Origin of the sequence: Rathayibacter sp. KR2-224 (assembly GCF_049446075.1) — a bacterium.
GTDB lineage: Bacteria > Actinomycetota > Actinomycetes > Actinomycetales > Microbacteriaceae > Humibacter.
The window spans coordinates 1,307,917-1,327,158 of the sequence record NZ_JBMSEB010000001.1 but is presented as its reverse complement, the minus strand read 5'-3'; the positions used below and the strand labels follow the sequence as shown (position 1 = coordinate 1,327,158).

Sequence of the window (19,242 nt, the reverse complement as noted above, 5' to 3'; positions counted from 1 at the left end):
CGTATGGGTGTTTTCACCCACGCGGCACCACGCCCGTCAGGTTCGCAGTAGCTCGTGCTCGTACGCGTAGGCAGCGGCTGCCGTGCGCGATGGCACGCCGAGCTTGGACAGGATGCTGCTCACGTGGCGGTCCACCGTGCGCGTGCTGAGCCGCAGCCGCTCGGCGATCTCCTTGTTCGTGATGCCGGTCGCCGCCAGCCCGAGCACCTCGGACTCACGTGGGCTCAGCACAGCGTGGGACGCCTTCCCGCGCTCCGGCGGCGCCGCGAGGGCTTCAAGCGCAGTCCGGGCGCTCTCCCGCTGCATCAGGGCGCCCTCTGCGTCGCCGAGCGCGGCGAACGCCTCGGCGAGCAGCTGCCGCGTGCGGGCTTCTTCATACGGCGCCCGCAGCCCTTGCCATCCGTCCAGTGCCTGTGCGAACTGCTCAACGGCGGTCGCCGGATCGCCGCGGGCGAGAAGAACCTGCCCGCGCGCCTGCGCCGCTTCGGCACACAGCACCGGAGTCGCGAAACGGTCGGAGACGGAGGAGAGCTCCTGAACTGCCGCAGCCGCTTCGTCGGCCTCGCCCGCCGCCAGCAGAATCTGCACGGCCGCGGGGAGGAGGCGTGCACGACCTAGCGGGCTGGAAGTGGTCGCTACCGCACGCCGGATGCCGCTCGCCGCCGTCGGAACGTCGGCCTGGGCGAGCCGAAGCAGCGCCAGCCCCGGCTGTGGATCGAAGCCACCGGCCGCCGCAGCGGCGTATTGCTTCTCCGCGCCCGCACTCCGGCCTCGGAGCCGGAGCACTTCCGCCTGCACGTAGGCGGCACCTGCACGCTCGCGTTGGTCCGAGGCGGGCGCGGTCAGGACGCGCTCGGCCTCCTTCAGCGCGGCATCCCACTCGCCGGCGAACAGGAAGAGGTCCGCGCGATGCACACGACAGGTGCCGTTGAATGTTCCGAGCTGCGCCTGAGAGTCGCACCACTCGCCGAGCACCGCCGACCACTCCCGCGCCCGGTCGACCGCGAACACTCGCTCGCAGCATCCCAGCACTGAACAGTAGACGAGGCCGCGGGTAAGTTCCGTGACCGCCGAGGTCGCCGTGAGCATCGCTTCGTCGAGCATGCGGATGCCTGCCTCGACGTCTCCGTCCTCGATCAGCGCCCGGCCCCCGAGCTGGAGGGCGAGGGCCGCCAGATCCGGGTCCCCGTGTCGTGTGGCGCAAGCGACCGCGTCCTGCGCGAGTTCGAATGCCTCGCGGTTGCGGTGCGCGATGAGCTCGCCGTGGATGCGCGGTACAAGCAGCCAGCCGTTCTGCACGCAGTCGCCGTTCCGCTCCGCGATCTCGCGCGAGCGCTCCAGCCAGGCCTGCGCCCGACCGGTCTTCCCGAGGGAGAAGAGCCGAAAGCCCAGCCAGAATGCGTACTCCGCAGCGCGCAGTTCCTCGTCGGCGGCGAGCGCTTGAGCGTAGCCGCGTTCAAGCAGAACGAAGGCTTCGCCGTCGCGCGCCGTCAGCGACGCCGAGCGTGCGTACCGCCCCAGGTCGTCCAGTGCCAGGGTCGCGCCTGGGGCGGCCGTGGCATCCGCTCGGGCATACAAGGCGTAGGCGTCCTCCCAGCGACGGCTCGCGTAAGCCGTGCGGGCATCGCTCAGGGCGTCCGCCATACGGTCATTATGCGCCGAGGCGCTGGGCACCACAGGCTTCACTCCCAGCGCCGATCGCCGTTGCACCGCCGGGCTAGCGCTCATTGACCGGGCATACTGCTGCAGCTAGGTTCTGGTGTTGTGGGCAATGACGCCCGCATGCTGATCGGAGGCCAGAAATGGCTCGTTATCTTCTTCTCTATCGTGCCGACCCGGAAGCCATGGCCGCGATGCCCGAACCGACGCCCGAGCAGGCCGCCGAGATGAACTCGGCATGGAACAGCTGGGCGCAGCAGGTCGGCGATGGTCTGATCGATTTCGGCGCGCCAACCGCGGCAGTCTCTACAGGTGCGGATCGCAGTGTTGGCGGCTACAGTCTGATCGAGGCGCAGGACGCCGACTCGGTGGAGTCATTGCTGACCGGGCACCCGCACCGAGCGATGGGCGGGACGATCGACGTTTACGAACTCACCCCGGTTCCCGGCATGTAGCCGGCGCCAGGGATGGTCCGGGGTGGCCGGCGGGCCTCAGCGGTCGTGCCGTAGCTGCCGGAATCGGTCCTGCTGTCAATCGGACAGCGGGCGTGTCAGAGTTGCGCCGGTCGCCTCTTCAAGCGAGAGAACGAGCGCATCCTGAAAGACGGTGTCGAGGACTGCCGGATGCGGTCGCTGACGGCGTTGGTGGTGCCAGTACGCGCCGCTCGTCAAGGCTTCTGGGTCGTCGCTCGTCGCCAACCACTGCTGGGTGACATGCCCGAGCCGCAGGTCATCCGGCGCCGCAGGGCCGCCCATGCGTGTCGGTACCCAGCCCGGGTCGACGGCATTGCTGATCGTCTCCTGACGCAGCCGGGCCGCGGCGGCGGCCAGTGCGGTGACGAAGAGCTTGCTGTCGGAGTAGGACGCCGTACTGCTCGGACTGCTCCAGTCGATTCCTTCCAGGGAGGGATGTCCGCCGCGGTGCATGCCGCTGCTGAGGTAGATGTTCCGCTCTGCCGGTACGAGGGCGGTGAGGAGGAACGGGGCGACGACGTTGACCTGCAGGAGCCCGGGCCCGTGCATGACGCCCGCGTTGTGCACGATGGCATCCACTGGTCCGATCGCGAGGATCCGCGGCACAAGTTCCCGCGTCTGGCCCGGATCACTGAGGTCTCCCACGACCACGTCCGCCCCCCGCGTTTCGAGGTCCGAGACTGCGGCCAGCCGCTCCTCGTTTCTCACGTGAACGATGACGTCGTGCCCGTCATCAAGCAACGCGGCGGCGGTGTCGCGGCCGAGACCGGCGGACGAGCCGGTTACAAGGATCCTCATGGCGTGTCCTTCCTGGATGATGACGTCGTGGCCTTACGACTTCAGGTCTCGTCATCCACCGGGTGAGGTTCCGCCTGGGTGCGCTGTAGGTACCGGAGTGTGTCTTTCGACCTGTTCGGTCGCTCGCTGCAGCACTCGCACCGCCGTTGCCAGGTCGTCCGCGTCAAGGCCCGCCAGGGCGACCGTTCGAACTTCGGCGAATGGGTCGGGGAGTTGCTCCCACAGCTCTCGACCGGCGGGGGTCAGCGCGACGAGTCGCTGGCGTTGGTCCGTCGCGGATGGCGTCTGTTCGACGAGGCCTTTGCGGATGAGTGTGGCGATGATGCCGCTGAGGCTGGCTCGTTCGATGTGCAGGGCCGGCCCAAGGTCGCGCTGCGAGGTGGGGCCGTTCGCGTCGAGTTGGTAGAGGACCGCCCACTGCGTCGACCCGATCCCGTGTGGACGCAGCACGGCGTCCACGGCCGCCCGGTTGGCGTAGTAATACCGCTTGGCCCACGTTCCGATCGATTCCGGTTCGTAAGTGGGCTCGCTCATGCGGCAAGTATTACCACGGGATGGGGGTGTTCTCCCATCTGGTGAACGTTCCGGTCGGTCCATCGGGACCGAGCAGACACACGCGCACCACCTCGCGGGATCCGTCTTCCACCGACTCCGTTCCGGCGAAGCCATTGAGGTTGGTGGCGGTGAAGGCCGGCGACACCAGGTTGACCTTGATGTCGGTCGACTCGAGTTCGACCATCATCGACAATGCGATCGCGTTCTCGGCCGCTTTCGAAGCGGGATACACCGGGCCGAACATCGAATGATACGGAAAGCTCGGGTCGGCGTTATCGGTGAGGGATCCGACACCGCTCGACACATTGACGATGCGCGCGTCCGACGATTTCCGCAGAAGCGGGAGCGTCGCCTGATACACGGCCAGTGTGCCGAACACGTTGGTCTCCCACACGCTCCGGATCTCGTCCAATGAGGCCGTGCTCGCCTTGTTTGCTTCGGCATAGTCCTTGAGGAAGTCGCCGTCTCCACGGTGTGCCCGCGAGATGCCGGCGTTGTTGACGAGCAGGTCGAGGCGACCGAACTCGTCTTCGATGCGCTGAGCGGCAGCGGCGATCGACTCCCGGTCGGTCACGTCTAATTGCAGGGGCAGCGCACCCTCACCGATCTGCTGTGCGGCCGTCTCACCGCGTGCGAGGTCTCGTGACCCCAGGAACACCGTGACGCCATTCGCCACCAGCTCTTTGGTGACCTGAAACCCGACGCCTTGATTGGCTCCCGTAACGAGCGCGATACGAGTTGGCATGCTCACTCCATTCATTCGGTACCGAACAATTATCGTTCGGTACAGAACAATATGCAAGTCACGCGTCGGCGGCGCCGTTGTACTCGTCGTCGGTGATGTGCTCGAGCCAGGTTGTGGTGTCCGTCGGGTCGTCCGCGTTCTCGAGCATCGCGATGTGCTCCATGAAGCATCCTGGGGCGGCCGCGTGCCAGTGCTCCTGACCGGGCGGTGTGTAGAGCGTCTCACCCGGATGGACCTCGATGATCTGTCCGTCGCGGGTGCCGAAACGCCCTACCCCTTGGGTTACGCGCAGGTATTGGCCGCGCGCGTGGGAGTGCCAGGCGGTGCGGGCGCCTGGCGCGAACCGCACGGTCGAGACGATCATGCGTTGGTCGCCCTCGTGGGGGAGCGCGATGGGGTCGAGCCAGACATCCCCGGCGAACTGCTCGGGAGGGTTCTTTGACGTTGGTATCGCCGGTTCGATGTTCATGCGTTCTCCTTCGTCGACGCTTCGGTAGCCGCCATGGGCGGGAGCAACAGCCCGTCCTCAGAGGCTACGTGCCGGCCCGAAAGGGAGGGAGTCTCTGTCGGTACCTGTATCGGCGGGGGCTCCCACGCGCGCTCGCGCGGACGTTCACTTGATGGCATGACCGATTGGACACCCGACGAACTGGAGGCCATCGCCTCCAGCAACGACCTGCACATCTCTCCTTTTCGCGCCGACGGCGTGAGCCTCGGTACGCCCACCTGGATTTGGTCGGTCGTCGTCGACGGCGCCATCTACGTGCGTGCATACAACGGCACGGGCTCGCGTTGGTACGGTGCGGCGGCAAGTCAGCGCGCCGGCCGGATCACCGCCGGCGGCATCGAGAAGGATGTCTCCTTCACCCCGATCGGGGACGAGCGGCTCGACCCTCTGGTCGACGCGGCCTATGAGAACAAGTACGGGGGCAGCCCCTATCTGCCGCCGATGCTGAGCGCGAAGGTTCGCGCCGCCACCGTGCGTGTCGAGCCTCGCTGAAAGGACGGAAACATGACCGACGAAACACCTGGCTGGACCGGTGGACAGCGCGCGTTCGGCGGCTTCGCTCCCGGGCTCGCGCACTACACAGACGAGGTGCTCTTCGACGAGGTCTGGGAGCGGGCCCAGTTGTCGAAGCGCGACCGCAGCCTCATCACCGTCGCCGCGCTCCTCGCAGGCGGGAACACCGAGCAACTGAACTTCCATCTGGCGTTCGCGAAGCAGAACGGCGTAGCCGAGAAGGAGCTGATCGAGGCGATCACGCATCTCGCCTTCTATGCCGGCTGGCCCAAGGCGATGTCGGCGATGGGCGTTGCGAAGAACGTCTTCACGAAGGACGACGAGCCGGAGAGCTGATCCCCAGCCCGCAACCTTCAGCGGTAGCGGACATGTCAGCCCACCGGATCGTCCGATGGTTGCGCCGTTTGGTCGACCGCGACAGCGTGCCGCGGGTACGCAGCCAGGATCACCGCCGAAACGATCCAGCACGCGCCGATCAGGGCGAGCAACGGGCCGCCCGCACCCGACGGCATCAGACCCGCGAGGCCCGCGCCCACCGCAGCGGCCGTCGCGCGAAGTCCGGCCGCAACCGTGAAGACCTGGGAGCGAAGCTGGCGTGGGCTGTGCTGCGTGCGCAGCAGCAGCATGGCCGCGACTCCTGGACCGGTCGCGATGCCGGAGAGGCCGACGAGAACGATGACCGCCGGAAGACCAGGCACGATCGCGGCGGCGATAGCGAGAAGTCCCGTCGCGATGGCGGCGACAGCCATGACGGTGGCGGCGGGAACACGGCGGATGGGCCGCACGGTCACGACGAGTGAGCCGAGGAGGGCTCCGATGGCGAAAGAGGTGACGATCCATGCCGCGTCGCCCTCGTTCCGCGTCGTCGCCATCGCGACCCCGATGGCCGCGATGGGAAGCGCGCCCTGGCCCAGCTGATTGAGGGTGCCGGACGCCGTCACAGCGGCGAGCGGACGATGCGTCGCGATGAAGCGGGAGCCGCGCGCGATCTCGCGCAGCACGCCCGGCCGGTCGGGATGCTCGGGATGCGGAGACAGCTTGAGCAGAGCCGAGGCGATCGTGCCGATAGCGGCGATGCCGGCCAGGACGAGCATCGAGGCGCGCCCGGAGGCGAACGTGATCGCCGCGGCGGCAATGGCGGGGCCCGCGACGCTTCCGATGTTGTAGGCGAGCGCGTCGGTGCCAAACGCGCGCTCGGCGGGCCCCGGGATGGCATCCGTGACGAAACTCGACATGCCGCCCATGAAGAACGGTGTGACGGCGCCCGCTGCGACGAGCACGACGGCGACGACGGGAGTCGGTATCCCGCCGAGGAAAGCGGCGAAGGCGAACGCGATGGCGGTGACGATTCCGGACAGCACCATGAGGCGGGTGGGGTGACGGCTGCGGTCGAGCATCACGCCGGCGATCGGGGCGGCGAGAACGCTCGGAGCAAGGGATGCCGCCACCAGGCCGCCGCCGATCGCGATGCTGTGCACCTGCTGCACCGCGAGCACCGGGATCGCCGCGGACGTGCCCGCGCTGGCGAGTCGGAGCGGGACCGCGGCCGACAGATACCTCGCGCTGTTCATCCGCGCCATTGAACCATCTACGGCCGACCGCCGCGGAACTCTATCAACCCGGCAGCCTCAGCGCGTGCACGATCGATGGCGGCGGCATGCAGTCCGACTGCCCGCAGGCAGGACTCGGCGACGAGGACGTCATCCTGCTCGTCGGCACTGCCCTCACGGCGCAATTGGATGATGACCTCGGCGATGTGGATGAGCAGCATGCCCAGCCGCCACTCGTCGAGCGCGGCGACGGCGTCCGGGCTGCCTGCTGCACGACCCAGTCGGGCGTACGCCGCGGCCAAGCGCAGCCGTTCCTCGCGGAAGCCGTCGAAGCGGGCATCCTGCACTTCGGGATGGAGGTAGAGCGTGCCGATGTTGTGCGGGCTGCGTCGCAGCGTCGCCGCATCGACGCTCGCCAGCGCGTACAGCGCGGCGGCCGCCGAGTCGCGGTCGACGACGCCGGCCTCGATGCTCCTCACGAAGTCGTTGGACGGGCGAACCGATCCGTTCAGCAGCTCGACGAGGATCTCGTCTTTGCCGGCGAAGTGATAGTAGAGGGACTGCTGACGGATGCCGACCCGATCCGCGATCGCGCGTGTCGACGTCGCGGAGAACCCGAACTCGACGAACAGTGCGGCGGCCGCGTCGAGGATCTGCTCACGTCCCGAGCGCTGCGACGGCGCACTCTCCGCGCTTGCCCGCGGGCGCCCCGGCCGGTTGCCGCTGAGGTTGGTCACACCACCGATTTTGTCATTCGGCACGGAGAGATCCGCGCCACGCACGCCAGCTGCCGTGCGCGCTGATGTCCTCCGCCTCGAATGTCGCAACCGCTTCGCAGAGGAAACCCGGCTCGCTGCGGCCGTCTGCGAGCGAGACCGGCCCGATCGTCATGGGCGCGGGAAGCCCGGCGACGAAGCGGCCGAATCCGGCGGCCGGCAGCGACCACAGCTCGCCCCTTATCGGGAACCCATCCTCGGATACGCGCAGCAGCCCGGGCTTCGCAGGTGTGGTGTTCAGCGCGTAGAGCCGGTAGTCCGGAGACGTCGTCACCTCGGCAACGAGGCTGCCGCCCGATGACACCAGTTGATGGTTGAGCGGCTGCCCGGTCAGATGCGCGCCGACGACGACGAGTTCGACTGCGGGCGCCATGAGCAGCTCGGCGATCTGCGTGAGCGCGCCGTCATGGAACGCCTCTGCCGTCAGCATGACCCCGAACGGCAGGCCGTCGACGGTGCCGGCCGGAATCGCGAGCGAACACATATCGAGCAGGTTGGCGAAGTTGGTGAAGCGGCCCATCCTGCTGTTGGCGCCGATCGGATCGGCCGCTACCTCGGCGATTGTCGGATGCCACGTTGTGGTGGGCGTGAGCAGCGCGTCGCAGCCGGCCAGGGCATCCCTCGCCTCTGCCGCAAGGCTCTGCAGTCGTTCGGCATCGTCGAACAGCTCGGCGGCGGTGTGGTGCGCGCCGCCAAGAATGATCTGTGCGACAGACGGGTCGAGGTCGCCCCCGATGTGGTCGCTGTGCTCCTGGATGTGTTCGCCGACGGCGCTGTACCTCTCCGCGACGTATGCGCCGTCGTAAAGCAGGGCGGCGGCGGCAAGGAGCGGTTGGATGTCCACGTGCACGATCTGCGCGCCGGCCGCGGTCAGCGTGTCGGCTGCGGACTGGAAGGCCTCCGCCCAGCCGGGTGCGAGCCCGGAGAGCTGGTCGGCGATCGGCACGGCGATGCGAGGGGTCGGGCCGATCGCATCCCGGGTTCGGGCGGATGCCTCAGCCTCGGGTCGCGCGAGGGGGTCGCGGTGGTCGTCCCCGGACAGAAGCTGCACGGTGCGCCGGGCGAGCCGGAGGTCTCGCGCGAAAACGGTGACGCAGTCCAGGCTCCGGCAGGCAGGCACGACGCCCGTGGTGGGAATCAGTCCTCGGGTGGGCTTCACCCCGACGACGCCGTTCAGGGCGGCAGGTACTCGGCCCGATCCGGCGGTGTCGGTGCCGAGGGCGATGTCCACGATTCCCAGAGCGACGGCGACGGCAGATCCGGAGCTGGAACCTCCGGAGATGCGCTCGGGGTCCCACGCGTTCCTGACCGCTCCGTACGGGCTGCGCGTTCCGACGAGGCCCGTGGCGAACTGGTCGAGGTTGGTCTTGCCGATCACGATCGCGCCATTGGCCCGCAGCCGCGCGATCGCTGTCGAGTCGGCATCCGGAAGATAAGCGAACGTGGGGGCCGCCGCAGTGGTGGGCAACCCGCGCACGTCGATGTTGTCCTTGACCGCCGCGACGAGTCCAGCAAGCGGAAGCAGCTCACCCGCCGCGACCCGAGCCTCGATAGCCTCGGCCTCGCTGACGCAATCCGCCTCTTCTCGCAGGCTGATCCAGACCTCAGGCCGGCCGGCCTCGTGGATGCGTGCATACGCCTGCCGCACCCGCGCAACGGCCCCCTGCATCAGCTCGCTCCGATCGAGACGAGAACCTGCCCGGGTGAGACCTGATCGCCGACCGTCGTGTAGACGCCGGCGACCACGCCTGCGATCGGAGCGGTGACGGCCGATTCCATCTTCATGGCCTCCAACGCCATCAGCTTGTCGCCCGCCGCCACGACCGTGCCCGGCGCGACCGAGACCTGCCAGACGGTCGAGGTGAAGGGAGCCGAAACCGCGACGCTGCCCTCGGGCAGGACGATCTCATCGACGACGGGCGCGACCTTCGACTCCTCTTGCCGGTCGAACTCGCCCGACGCGCGCCACCGGTCCTTCTCTGCGTCGAAGGCGGCGGTCTGGCGGGCGCGGAACTCGGCGATCGAATCGGCGTTGTCTGCCAGGAACCGCTGGTAGTCGGCGATCGCGAAGCTGCCGTCGGCGGTCTCGAATTCGCCGCGGCCGGCATCCGTTTCGGCGCGCAGTTCGAGCAGCTCCTCAGCAGAGACCGGGTACCACTGGATGCGGTCGAAGAACCGCAGCGCCCACGGGTTCTCGGCGAACAGGCCGCCCCGGCGGAAGCGGTTCCAGATCTGCACGGTGCGACCGACGAACTGGTAGCCGCCGGGCCCTTCCATGCCGTAGATGCAGAGGTAGGCGCCGCCGATGCCGACCGAGTTCTCGGCCGTCCACGTGCGCGCCGGGTTGTACTTGGTGGTCACCAGGCGGTGACGAGGGTCCAACGGGGTGGCCACGGGCGCGCCGAGGTAGACGTCGCCGAGCCCGAGCACGAGGTAGCTGGCGTCGAAGACCGTTCGGTACACGTCGTCGACGGACTCCAGGCCGTTGACCCGCCGGATGAACTCGATGTTCGACGGCGTCCATGGCGCGTCGCTGCGCACCCCGTTCATGTAGCGCTCGATCGCGAGGTGCGTGGCCGGGTCGTCCCACGACAGCGGCAGTCGTACGGTGCGCGAGGGAACGACGAGCTCGTGGGTCGGGGGAATCTCGGCCTCGAGCTCGCGTAGCAGGGCAGCGTGGGCCGTGGGCTTCAGGATGTTCGAGTCGGTGTGGATCTGCAACGACCGGATGCCGGGCGTCAGCTCGAGTACGCCGTGCGGTGCCTCATCCCGCATCGCCGTCATGAGGGCGTGCACGCGCATCCGCAGCCCAAGGTCGAGTTCGAGGTCGCCGTACTCGACCAGCAGGTTGTCGTCGCCGTCACGTCGGTACGTCACCGAGGGGCGAGCATCCGTTGCATCGAGGCGGAGGATGATTCCGTCGTCTCCGTCTCCGGTGCTGCCGATGAGCGCGGGTGACGTGCGTTTTTCGAGGGGCCCAGCGGCATCCGCTTCCCGCATCGGTACGAATCGAACGGTGTCGCCGGGACGCAGCTGCCCGATCTTCCAGAGCTCGCCGCTCGCGACGACGGCGGGGCAGACGAATCCGCCGAGCGATGGTCCGTCGGGGCCGAGGATGATCGGGGTGTCTCCCGTGAAGTCGATCGCGCCGATCGCGTACGGGTTGTCGTGGATGTTCGAGGGATGCAGGCCGGCCTCGCCGCCGTCGGTGCGCGCCCATTCCGGCTGCGGCCCCATGAGGCGCACGCCGGTGCGCGCCGAGTTGTGGTGCACCTCGTAGTCGCTGGCGTAGAACGTATCCATGTCGTGCCGGGTGAAGAACTCCGGCGCGGCGTGCGGGCCCTCGGTGACCCCGATGCGCCACGCGGAGGTGAGCGTGGGTCGCCGGTCGGCCGGGGTCGGGCCGCTGATCCGGCCGAGCCTCGTTCCCACGGGCAGGGCAGGATGCGGGGCATCGGAATCGGGAGATCCGGGCCGCAGCACGTCGCCTGGCATCAGGGCGCGGCCCCCGTGGCCGCCGAATCCGCCAAGGGTGAAGGTCGAAGCACTGCCGAGATAGAGCGGAACGTCGATGCCGCCTCGAACGGCGAGGTAACTGCGCAGCCCTGGGCCAGGGATGCTGCCGAGAGCAAGCGTGGATCCTGCGGCCACCTCGATCGGCTCCCAGAGCGCGACGGGTTCGCCGTCGAGGGAGGCGGGTATCGGGGCGCCGGCGAGTGCCACCAGAGCCGGCGCGGTGAACCGGAGGGTGGGCCCGGTCATGGTGATCTCGAGACCGGGTGCACCTGCCGGATTGCCGACCGCGAGGTTCGCCTCGGTCAGCGAGAGGGCATCCATCGCGCCGCTCGGCGGCACTCCGATCTGCCAATAGCCGATCCTGCCTGGCAGGTCCTGCACCGTCGTCATCGCACCGGCGTCAACAACCTCGATGCGCGGCTCGGGATCGGCCGCGCCGTCGAGAGTCGAGGTGGAGTGGGTTGCGGCTCGCAGCGGCACCTCGTCGACGAGGGACCGCAACAGCCCGAGGTTGGTGACGACTCCGTCGACGCGGCTCGCGTTCAGGCCCTCGCGAAGCAGATCGAGCGCGTCATCGCGGGTCGGGCCGCTCGCGATGACCTTGGCGAGCATCGGGTCGTAGTACGGCGAGACCTCCAGCCCGGTTTCGATCCAGCCGTCGACACGGATGCCTCGGCGTTCGGGCGAACCGGCGCCGGGGAAGACGGCCTGGGTCACGAGACCTGAGCTGGGAATCCCGTTGTTCGAGGGGTCCTCTGCGTAGACGCGTGCCTCGAACGCGCTTCCGGATGGCGCGAACGGCGCGGTGAACATGTCGGATTCGAGAGCGTCTGCACCGTCGCGGGCGAGCAGCAGCATCAGTTCGACCAGGTCGACGCCGTAGACCTCCTCGGTGACCGGATGCTCCACCTGCAGCCGCGTATTGACCTCGAGGAACGCGGCCTCCTCCCTGATCGGGTCGTAGACGAACTCCACGGTGCCGGCCGATCGGTAGTCGACGGACTCCGCCAGCGCCCGTGCCGACTCGTGCAGTCGGCGGCGCACGGCGTCGGGAAGCGCAGGCGCCGGTGCCTCTTCGATGACCTTCTGGTTGCGGCGCTGCAGCGAGCAGTCCCGGTCGCCGATCACGGCAACCCTGCCGTCTCCTGCGCCGAACAGCTGCACTTCGACGTGCCGTGCCGGTCGCACGAGACGTTCGAGAAAGACGCCGGCCGAACCGAAGTTCTTCGAACCGAGGCGTGCCACCCGGTCGAACGCCTCCCGCACCTCGGCGGGAGTGCTGCACGCCTGCATGCCGATTCCGCCGCCGCCGCCCGTTGCCTTCAGCATGACGGGAAGGCCGATGCGCTCGGCCTCGGCGACCGCTTCGTCCGCGTTCTGGAGCAGGCCGGTGCCCGCAAGCATGGGGACACCGGCGAGGGCGGCGAGTTCGCGTGCGGTGTGCTTCTCTCCGAACGCGGCGATCTGCTCGACGGTCGGGCCGATGAACGCGATGCCGCGGGCATCCACGCTCCGGGCGAAGTCGAGGTTCTCGGAGAGAAAGCCGTATCCCGGATGGATGGCTCCTGCCCCGAAGCGGTCGGCGGCATCCAGAACGGCGTCGACGTTCAGGTAGGACTCGCGCGCCGGCGCCGGTCCCAGGCGCACTGCGTGGTCGGCCTCGCGAACATGCGGTGCTGCGCGGTCGGCGTCCGAGTACACGGCCACGGTGCGCAGACCCAGGCGCGAGGCGCTGCGGATGATGCGCCTTGCGATCTCGCCACGGTTGGCGATCAGGAGCGTGTCGAAACCGCTCATGCTGCGTCCGTCCAGGTGTTCTCAGCCGGTTCGGTGACGATCATCCGCAAGGGCGTGCAGTTGAACTCGTTGCACGGGTTGTTCATCTGTGGACAGTTGGAGACGATCACGAGCACGTCGATCTCGGCGCGGACGGCGACGCGTTTGCCTGGCCCGGACAGCCCGTCGACGATTCCGAGGGATCCGTCTGCTTCGACCGGCACGTTCATGAACCAGTTCAGGTTCGAGACGAGGTCGCGCACGCCGAGCCCGTGCCTGGCGGCCTCGGCGAGGAAGTTCTCGCGGCAGGCGTGCTGAAATTCGGTGTGCTGCCCGTAGCGGAGGGTGTTCGACTCCTTCGAGCAGGCGCCGCCGATGGTGTCGTGGCGATCGATCTCGTTGCCCACGACCGTCATCAAGGGTCGCCCCAGGTTGGAGCGCAGCACCGAGTGCTCGCGGATGTACGCATTGCCCTGCCAGGCCAGCGTGTCGGGCACGGAGTACCGTTCATCGGTGTCTACGGCGTTGTAGATCAAGCAGTCTGCGGACTGGTTGCCGCCGACGTCGACGATGGTGAGCACCTGCCCAGCACGGACGATTGCCGACCAGGGAGCCAGAGGCTCGACCGTCTCATCGATGACGACGGCGCCGTCAACGAGTGGGCCAGAGGGGTCGAGCACGGTGCCTGGCGCGAAGATCGGCGGCAGGGGAACCGTCGTCGCCAAGCGGCCCGCCTGCGTGATCGCGGTTTCGGTCGTTGTCGTCGTGCCGGTCACAGTCCGCGTGCCTCCGCGTAGTCGATGGTGTTGAGGTACGCCCTGTGCGCCTCGGGCGTAGCGGCGAACCGCTCATCGAGCGGGCCGGTCGGCTCGCCTCGCCTGGCGTGCACGTGCAGTGGTCCGAGGCGGTAGCCGTCGGTGGGATCGAGGGGGTGCGCCACGTTCGCGATGAGCACGAGCAGGGGAAGCTCGGCCACCAGTTCCACGTGCGTGCCGGGCCCTGCCGATCCGGTGAAGGTCAGGGATCCGTCGGTTTCGACGCGAACGCCCTGAAAGAACGAGACGCTCGGCGGCAGGTCGCGCCCCGTGAGCCCGTGTTTCGCGGCGGCGAGTGAGAACAACGAGCGGCCGGAGGGCGATGGCCCGAATGGCGCGGCCGATCCGTACTTGCGCAGCACGAACTCGTCCGTCGTGGTGCCGCAGAACGCATCGTGGCGCCCGGAGGTGTCCGATGAGATCGTGGCCAGCACGCGTCCGTCTCCGGAGAGCAGCGGATGCCCCGTCGTCAAGTAAGCCTGCCAGGGGATCTTGACGGTATCGGCGACGTTCAATCGCTCCCAGGTCTCCACCGCGTTGTAGAGCAGCACGTGCGCGCAGGCCAACCCCGTCGGGTCGTCCAGCCGGAGGCGGCTGCCCCGCGCGAGCACCTTGTGCGTGTATCCGCCCGGCGCGACCGTCTCGGCCCACGTGAGGGAGCCGGCATCCATCCCTTCCGGCACGTGCGGGGACGCCGAGGCCGGCCGGTACGGCTGGAAGTCGGCCGTGCGGTCGGCCTGCGAACGGGCATCCGCTCGAGAGGCGAGCACGGAATCGGTCTGGTGGGCGTCCACGATCGAAGGCATGGGTGTGCTGCTCTCTGCTCGGTCTCTCTGCTCGGTGTTGGTGCTGGTCGTGCTCAGGCAGGCGAGCCGGTCGGCGCGCCGGACGGAGACCCCGAGACTCCATCGACCATGAGCGGCTCGGCTAGCGGCACGGCCGCGGTGATCGGGAGATGGCGCAGCTGGATGGCCCCGTCACGGGCCTTGTTCCTGGCGTGCACCGCAAGGCCGACCGCGAGGGAAGCGCCGATGAACAACACGGCGCTCCACTGCAGCCACCACGTCTTGCCTGTGAGGTCGTAGATCTCTGGCCGGGGCCAGGCGAGGTTCACGACCATGCCCACCTGGTAGAGCACGGCGAGCGCATTCAGCGGGATGCCCCAGCGGCCGAGCGTGAAGAGCGGCTTGCCGTCTTCGTCGACTCCCGAGGGGAATCCCTCTTTCCTCAACCTGATGCGCGCGACGAGCAGCGGCACCGTCACGCCCAGATAGGCGAGGTAGAGCATCGCGATGCACAGGCTGGACAGTGCCGTGAAGATGGCGCTCTGCCCGAAGTTCAGGGCGAGCGTGAGAGCGGCTCCGATTCCGACGACGATGCTCGTCGCGACCGGCGTGCCGGTTCTTGGCGAGACGGCGGAGAGCGTTCGCCAGAACGGCAGGGCACGCTCGCGCGCCATCGAGTACATCATGCGCGATCCGGAGGTCTGCACCGCGAGGGTGCAGGCGAACACGGCCACGACGACGGCGACCAGCAGCAGCCTGCCGAAGACGGGGCCGAGCCGTTCGGTGAGGATCCAGGCGATACCACCGGATGCCAGCTTGCCGTTGGTGAGGCTGGGGGCGGCGACGAGGGCCGCCACGATCAGGAGCGCCCCGCCGAGGCCGGAGACGACGACCGCACGCACGATGGTCTTCGAGATCGTCTTGCGTGGTGCGTGGGTCTCTTCGGCGAGCTCACCGGCGGAGTCGAAGCCGACGAGAACGTATGCGGCCATGAGCGACGACGCCAGCCACGCCCAGATGTAGGGCTGATCGGTTGCCGCGGCGCCCTGCGTCGTGAAGACGACGACGGGGCTGCGCTGCGGAAGGAGGAACAGCGCGACGACGAGCGTGATGACGCCGAGGATCTCGATCAGCACCCCGACGCTCGTCGCGATCGCCATCATCCGTACGTGCAGGATCGTGATCACGGTCGTGATCGCCAGCAGAACGAGGCCGAGGAGCACTGCGTTCTGCGCCCCGGTGGCCGAGGTGAGCGACGGATCTGCGGCGGGGCCTCCCACGATCTGGAAGCCGTCCCAGATGGCAGGCAGCACGGCCTGCACCGCGATGGCGGCCACGGCGACGGTGAGCACCTGCGCGATGATCATCACCCAGCCGGTGAACCAGCCGAACGTGGTGCCGGCAAGCCGGCTAGCCCATTGGAAGATCGCGCCAGCGATGGGCCAGCTCGCGGCCAACTGTGCGAAGTTGAGGGCGACCAGAAGCTGGCCGGCGAACACCAGCGGCCAGGTCCAGAAGAACGCGGCGCCGCCGAATCCGAATCCCAGGCCGAAGAGCTGGAAGACCGTGGTGAGGATCGACACGAACGAGAATCCCGCCGCGAACGACGAGAACGAACCCACTCCGCGACGCAACTCCTGGGCGTATGGGGTGGGGCTGAGCCGGGGTGGTTCGTAGGCACTCATGGGGGGACCTTCCGCAGGCAGCGCATCCGATACCTGTCATTTGACAGGTGCTTGGATGCAATGCTCTGCCGGCGTCGTTGCCCTGCCATTGCCCCGGCATTAACTTCTCGTTTCCCACTCCTCACCGTCGAGACCGATTGCACTCGTGCGAACGGCCAGGTCGCTTCCGTCGTCCCGGGAAGCAGCGAGTCGGCCGCTCCCAGCCTCCAAGGATTCGAGAAGCCGGCCGCTCAAGCGCTCTCGTCGGCCGTGCGGCGGGCCTCGTCAAGGTAGGCGTACGCGGTTACCCGCGAGATGCCGAGGCGTACCGCGATGGTCTCGACCGACTTACGCATCTGGGTGGCGCCGCGGGCATCCAGGCGCTGAAGTACCGCGATCTTCTCGTCGCGCGACATCTGGCCGACAGGCCTTCCCACCTCGCGGATGGCTTCGGTGATCATGGCATCCATGACCGAGACGAGGTCGCGCCCGAAGTATTCGTCTGGCTGGTCGGAGGATGCCGGCTCGATCGTGGGTAGTAGACCGTCGAGCAGGAACCGTGCCTGCTGCACGGCGCTCAGGTCGACGTTGATGCACAGCGCAGCGATGATGCGACCGGACGCATTGCGGAAGTACGTGCTCGAACACCGCAGTTCGCGCCCGTCGCTCGTGAAACCGCGGTAGCCGAACGCGTCGTGGTCGCCGTGCGGGTCCTTCTGCACCTCCAGGCCGATCGAGGTGGATGGTCCTCCTACCGCCCGACCCGTGACGTGGCCGTTCTCGATGGCCATGATCGTGTGGCCGAGGTCGACGTCTGATCCGTCGAGGTTGTGCAGCACCACCTCGCAGGAGGGTCCGCCCGCGGCAGCGATGGCGCGCATAGCCGTGCCGAAGGTCTGGAGCACCTCCGCGGCGCTCTCGAATGTGCTGGATGTCTGCATGGCGCCCTCTCGTCTCACCGCAACACTAGACGATTCGAACGAAAAGTACGGTCGCTAGACATTGTGTTCAATCGGCGCTACTTTGGCTTCCGGCTCACATCGGGCTTGGAGTAAGGAGGCTCTCATGTCCCAGGCGCGCAACGGTGGCGGTCTCTCCGTGAAGCAGAAACGGATGATCGCGGGCGGCTCCATCGGCACGCTGATGGAGTACTACGACTACTACCTGTACGGGCTGGCATCGGCTGCCGTCTTCCCGGCCGTGTTCTTCCCACAGGACGACAAGGTGGTCGCCCAGCTGGCATCCTTCGCCACGTTCGCCGTCGGCTTTTTCCTGCGTCCCGTCGGCGGTCTCGTCTTCGGATTCATCGGCGACCGGATGGGCCGAAAGACGACCCTGATGATCACGGTGATCGGCATGGGCATCGCGACGGCAGCGATCGGCCTGATCCCTCCTGAGAAGTCGATCGGCATCGCGGCACCGATTCTTCTGCTGTTCTTCCGCATGTGCCAAGGGTTCTTCGTGGGCGGCGAGATGGGTGGAGCGGCGACCATGGTGGTCGAACACGCTCCCGCAGGCAAGCACGGGCTCTATGGCGCGTTCCTCATCACAGGCGCCGGTGTCGCCAACGTCGTCTCCGCCGGCCTCATGGCCGGTCTGGGTCTCGGGCCGGCATCGTGGTTCATGACCTGGGGATGGCGCATCCCGTTCCTCCTCGGCTTCGTGCTCGCGATCATCGCAATATTGCTGCGACGCAAACTGGAAGAATCGGCGGACTTCGTCGAGACACGCGCTGTGCAGACCCAGGCCGGGGTGAAGAACCGGCCGCTCGTCGAGGCGTTCCGTCACCCGAAGAACGCCATCCTTGGCATCCTCATCGGCCTGCCGCAGTCCATCGCCGGCTACGTCGTGCTCACCTTCGGCATCGCCTACCTGGTGAACTCCAAGAACATCCCGGCCTGGGAGGGCTTCGCCGGAACGATGATCGTCGGCGTGCTGCAGATCTTCGTGGCGCCCGCATACGGCGCTCTGTCGGACCGCATCGGTCGGCGCACCGTCTACATCGCGGGATGCATCGGCTTCGCGCTCCTCGTCTGGCCCGCGTTCCTGCTTTTCGGCACCAGCAATCTCTGGCTCATCTGGCTCGGCATGGTCGTGGGCTTCGTCATCCCCGGTGTGGCCATGCAAGGCACCCTGCAGACCATGCTCGTGGAGATGTTCGACCCGGAGGCACGCACCACGGGCGTGAACATCGGCTACCAGCTCTCCAACACGCTCGGCGGCGGACTCGCGCCGTTCATCTGCACGGCGCTGGTCGCCGCCGCGAACGGACAGATCTGGCCCGTCGTGGTGTACTCGGCGGTCATCTGCGCGATCGGTGCCATCGCTACGGCCACGGCGTCGATCAGCAAGGACGGCGAGCGGCTGCACAGACTCGCCGGTGTGCAGGATGCCAGCGCGACCAGCACAGGAACGGCCGCGAGCGTCCCCGCGAACTGACACGAAGACCGGGGCCGGGGCGTGAGCCTCGGCCCCGTTCTTCGTGTCAGCGCTCGTTCACCAGGCGGGCGAGGGCAGGCAGTTGCTCCGGATCTTCGAGCGCGGAGCCGACGGCGACCACGCGCACACCGGCGGACAGAAAGGAGGGTGTGGTGGAGGCATCCATGCCGCCCGTTGCCACGAAAGTGGCCTGCGGGAAGGGACCGCGCATGGCGCCGAACCATGACGTGCCGAGCAAGGATGCGGGAAAGGCCTTGAGCCAGGTCAGCCCTTCTTTCAACGCGAGCTGCACCTCCGTCGCCGTGGCCACGCCCGGAAGCGATGGCATCCCCGCCGAGTGCGAGGCACGGACGATCTCGGCGTCGAAGCCGGGGCTCACCGTGAAGTCTGCACCGGCATCCTTGGCCTGCTGCACGTGCTGCGGAGTGACCACGGTGCCTGCACCGACGCGAAGCCCGCGCGAGCGTGCGGCGTCGGCGACCGCGCGCAGCGCCTCGACGTCGGTCGGCGTCTGCACGGGAACCTCGACGACTTCGATGCCGAGGTCCCATGCGGTCGTGGCGACGCTGAGGCTCCGCTCCACCCCCATGCCGCGGAGGATGGCCATGAGCGGTACGTCGTGGAAGAGATCGCCGAAGGCGGAGTTGTCGGTCATGATGCGCACCGGCCT

The 19,242-nt window shown here is 68.0% G+C and carries 18 protein-coding genes; 4 read left to right on the top strand and 14 right to left on the bottom strand.

Annotated features, from left to right (window positions below; genetic code table 11):
- Positions 1-36: 36 nt before the first annotated feature.
- Positions 37-1,644 (bottom strand): LuxR C-terminal-related transcriptional regulator, encoded by a 1,608-nt coding sequence (locus ACO2Q7_RS06125; RefSeq protein ID WP_423354724.1) that lies wholly within the window; start codon positions 1,642-1,644, stop codon positions 37-39.
- A gap of 200 nt (positions 1,645-1,844) precedes the next feature.
- Between ACO2Q7_RS06125 and ACO2Q7_RS06120 the strand changes: the two genes are divergently transcribed.
- The gene (locus ACO2Q7_RS06120) at positions 1,845-2,114 is read left to right on the top strand and encodes a hypothetical protein (RefSeq protein ID WP_423354723.1); all 270 of its coding nucleotides are present in this window, start codon (positions 1,845-1,847) and stop codon (positions 2,112-2,114) included.
- A 75-nt stretch (positions 2,115-2,189) separates the two neighbouring features.
- On the opposite strand, the gene ACO2Q7_RS06115 is transcribed toward ACO2Q7_RS06120, so the two are convergent.
- From ACO2Q7_RS06115 to ACO2Q7_RS06100, 4 genes are read right to left on the bottom strand one after another with little or no spacing between them, the layout of a single operon-like run.
- Complete coding sequence (locus ACO2Q7_RS06115; RefSeq protein ID WP_423354722.1) at positions 2,190-2,930, bottom strand: SDR family NAD(P)-dependent oxidoreductase; 741 nt, start codon at positions 2,928-2,930, stop codon at positions 2,190-2,192.
- Between the two features lie 51 nt (positions 2,931-2,981).
- Positions 2,982-3,464 (bottom strand): MarR family winged helix-turn-helix transcriptional regulator, encoded by a 483-nt coding sequence (locus ACO2Q7_RS06110; protein WP_423354721.1) that lies wholly within the window; start codon positions 3,462-3,464, stop codon positions 2,982-2,984.
- A gap of 10 nt (positions 3,465-3,474) precedes the next feature.
- Positions 3,475-4,230, bottom strand: coding sequence for an SDR family NAD(P)-dependent oxidoreductase (locus ACO2Q7_RS06105; RefSeq protein WP_423354720.1), 756 nt, complete (start codon positions 4,228-4,230; stop codon positions 3,475-3,477).
- Between the two features lie 58 nt (positions 4,231-4,288).
- A complete protein-coding gene (locus tag ACO2Q7_RS06100; RefSeq protein ID WP_423354719.1) occupies positions 4,289-4,699 on the bottom strand; it encodes a (R)-mandelonitrile lyase in 411 nt (136 codons plus the stop codon).
- Positions 4,700-4,855: 156 nt separating this feature from the next.
- On the opposite strand from ACO2Q7_RS06100, the gene ACO2Q7_RS06095 reads away from it, so the two are divergent.
- Together ACO2Q7_RS06095 and ACO2Q7_RS06090 are read left to right on the top strand one after the other, a co-directional pair.
- Positions 4,856-5,230, top strand: a complete 375-nt coding sequence (locus ACO2Q7_RS06095) for a DUF2255 family protein (protein WP_423354718.1) — start codon at positions 4,856-4,858, stop codon at positions 5,228-5,230.
- A 12-nt stretch (positions 5,231-5,242) separates the two neighbouring features.
- Positions 5,243-5,587 (top strand): carboxymuconolactone decarboxylase family protein, encoded by a 345-nt coding sequence (locus tag ACO2Q7_RS06090; RefSeq protein WP_423354717.1) that lies wholly within the window; start codon positions 5,243-5,245, stop codon positions 5,585-5,587.
- Between the two features lie 35 nt (positions 5,588-5,622).
- Here ACO2Q7_RS06090 and ACO2Q7_RS06085 read toward each other — a convergent pair whose 3' ends face one another.
- From ACO2Q7_RS06085 to ACO2Q7_RS06050, 8 genes are all read right to left on the bottom strand, one after another.
- Positions 5,623-6,822, bottom strand: coding sequence for an MFS transporter (locus ACO2Q7_RS06085; RefSeq protein WP_423354716.1), 1,200 nt, complete (start codon positions 6,820-6,822; stop codon positions 5,623-5,625).
- Positions 6,823-6,839: 17 nt separating this feature from the next.
- Positions 6,840-7,538, bottom strand: coding sequence for a TetR/AcrR family transcriptional regulator (locus tag ACO2Q7_RS06080; protein WP_423354715.1), 699 nt, complete (start codon positions 7,536-7,538; stop codon positions 6,840-6,842).
- 13 nt (positions 7,539-7,551) lie between these two features.
- Positions 7,552-9,246 carry an allophanate hydrolase gene (atzF, locus tag ACO2Q7_RS06075; protein WP_423354714.1) on the bottom strand — a complete coding sequence of 565 codons (1,695 nt, stop codon included), beginning with the start codon at positions 9,244-9,246 and terminating at the stop codon, positions 7,552-7,554.
- Complete coding sequence (uca, locus tag ACO2Q7_RS06070) at positions 9,246-12,890, bottom strand: urea carboxylase (RefSeq protein ID WP_423354713.1); 3,645 nt, start codon at positions 12,888-12,890, stop codon at positions 9,246-9,248. The genes atzF and uca overlap by 1 nt, the downstream gene beginning before the upstream one ends.
- On the bottom strand, positions 12,887-13,576 hold the full coding sequence (locus ACO2Q7_RS06065; RefSeq protein WP_423355980.1) for an urea amidolyase associated protein UAAP2: 690 nt from the start codon (positions 13,574-13,576) through the stop codon (positions 12,887-12,889). The genes uca and ACO2Q7_RS06065 overlap by 4 nt, the downstream gene beginning before the upstream one ends.
- Before the next feature lie 65 nt (positions 13,577-13,641).
- Entirely contained in the window at positions 13,642-14,490 is an 849-nt protein-coding gene (locus tag ACO2Q7_RS06060) for an urea amidolyase associated protein UAAP1 (RefSeq protein WP_423354712.1), read from the bottom strand.
- A 53-nt stretch (positions 14,491-14,543) separates the two neighbouring features.
- Positions 14,544-16,154, bottom strand: coding sequence for an APC family permease (locus ACO2Q7_RS06055; protein ID WP_423354711.1), 1,611 nt, complete (start codon positions 16,152-16,154; stop codon positions 14,544-14,546).
- Between the two features lie 230 nt (positions 16,155-16,384).
- Positions 16,385-17,074 (bottom strand): helix-turn-helix transcriptional regulator, encoded by a 690-nt coding sequence (locus ACO2Q7_RS06050; RefSeq protein ID WP_423354710.1) that lies wholly within the window; start codon positions 17,072-17,074, stop codon positions 16,385-16,387.
- A gap of 124 nt (positions 17,075-17,198) precedes the next feature.
- Here ACO2Q7_RS06050 and ACO2Q7_RS06045 point away from each other — a divergent pair, with 124 nt between their 5' ends.
- Positions 17,199-18,572 (top strand): MFS transporter, encoded by a 1,374-nt coding sequence (locus ACO2Q7_RS06045; protein ID WP_423354709.1) that lies wholly within the window; start codon positions 17,199-17,201, stop codon positions 18,570-18,572.
- 46 nt (positions 18,573-18,618) lie between these two features.
- Here the strand turns inward: ACO2Q7_RS06045 and ACO2Q7_RS06040 are convergent, their stop codons facing one another.
- Positions 18,619-19,227, bottom strand: a complete 609-nt coding sequence (locus ACO2Q7_RS06040; protein WP_423354708.1) for a bifunctional 4-hydroxy-2-oxoglutarate aldolase/2-dehydro-3-deoxy-phosphogluconate aldolase — start codon at positions 19,225-19,227, stop codon at positions 18,619-18,621.
- Between the last annotated feature and the right edge of the window lie 15 nt (positions 19,228-19,242).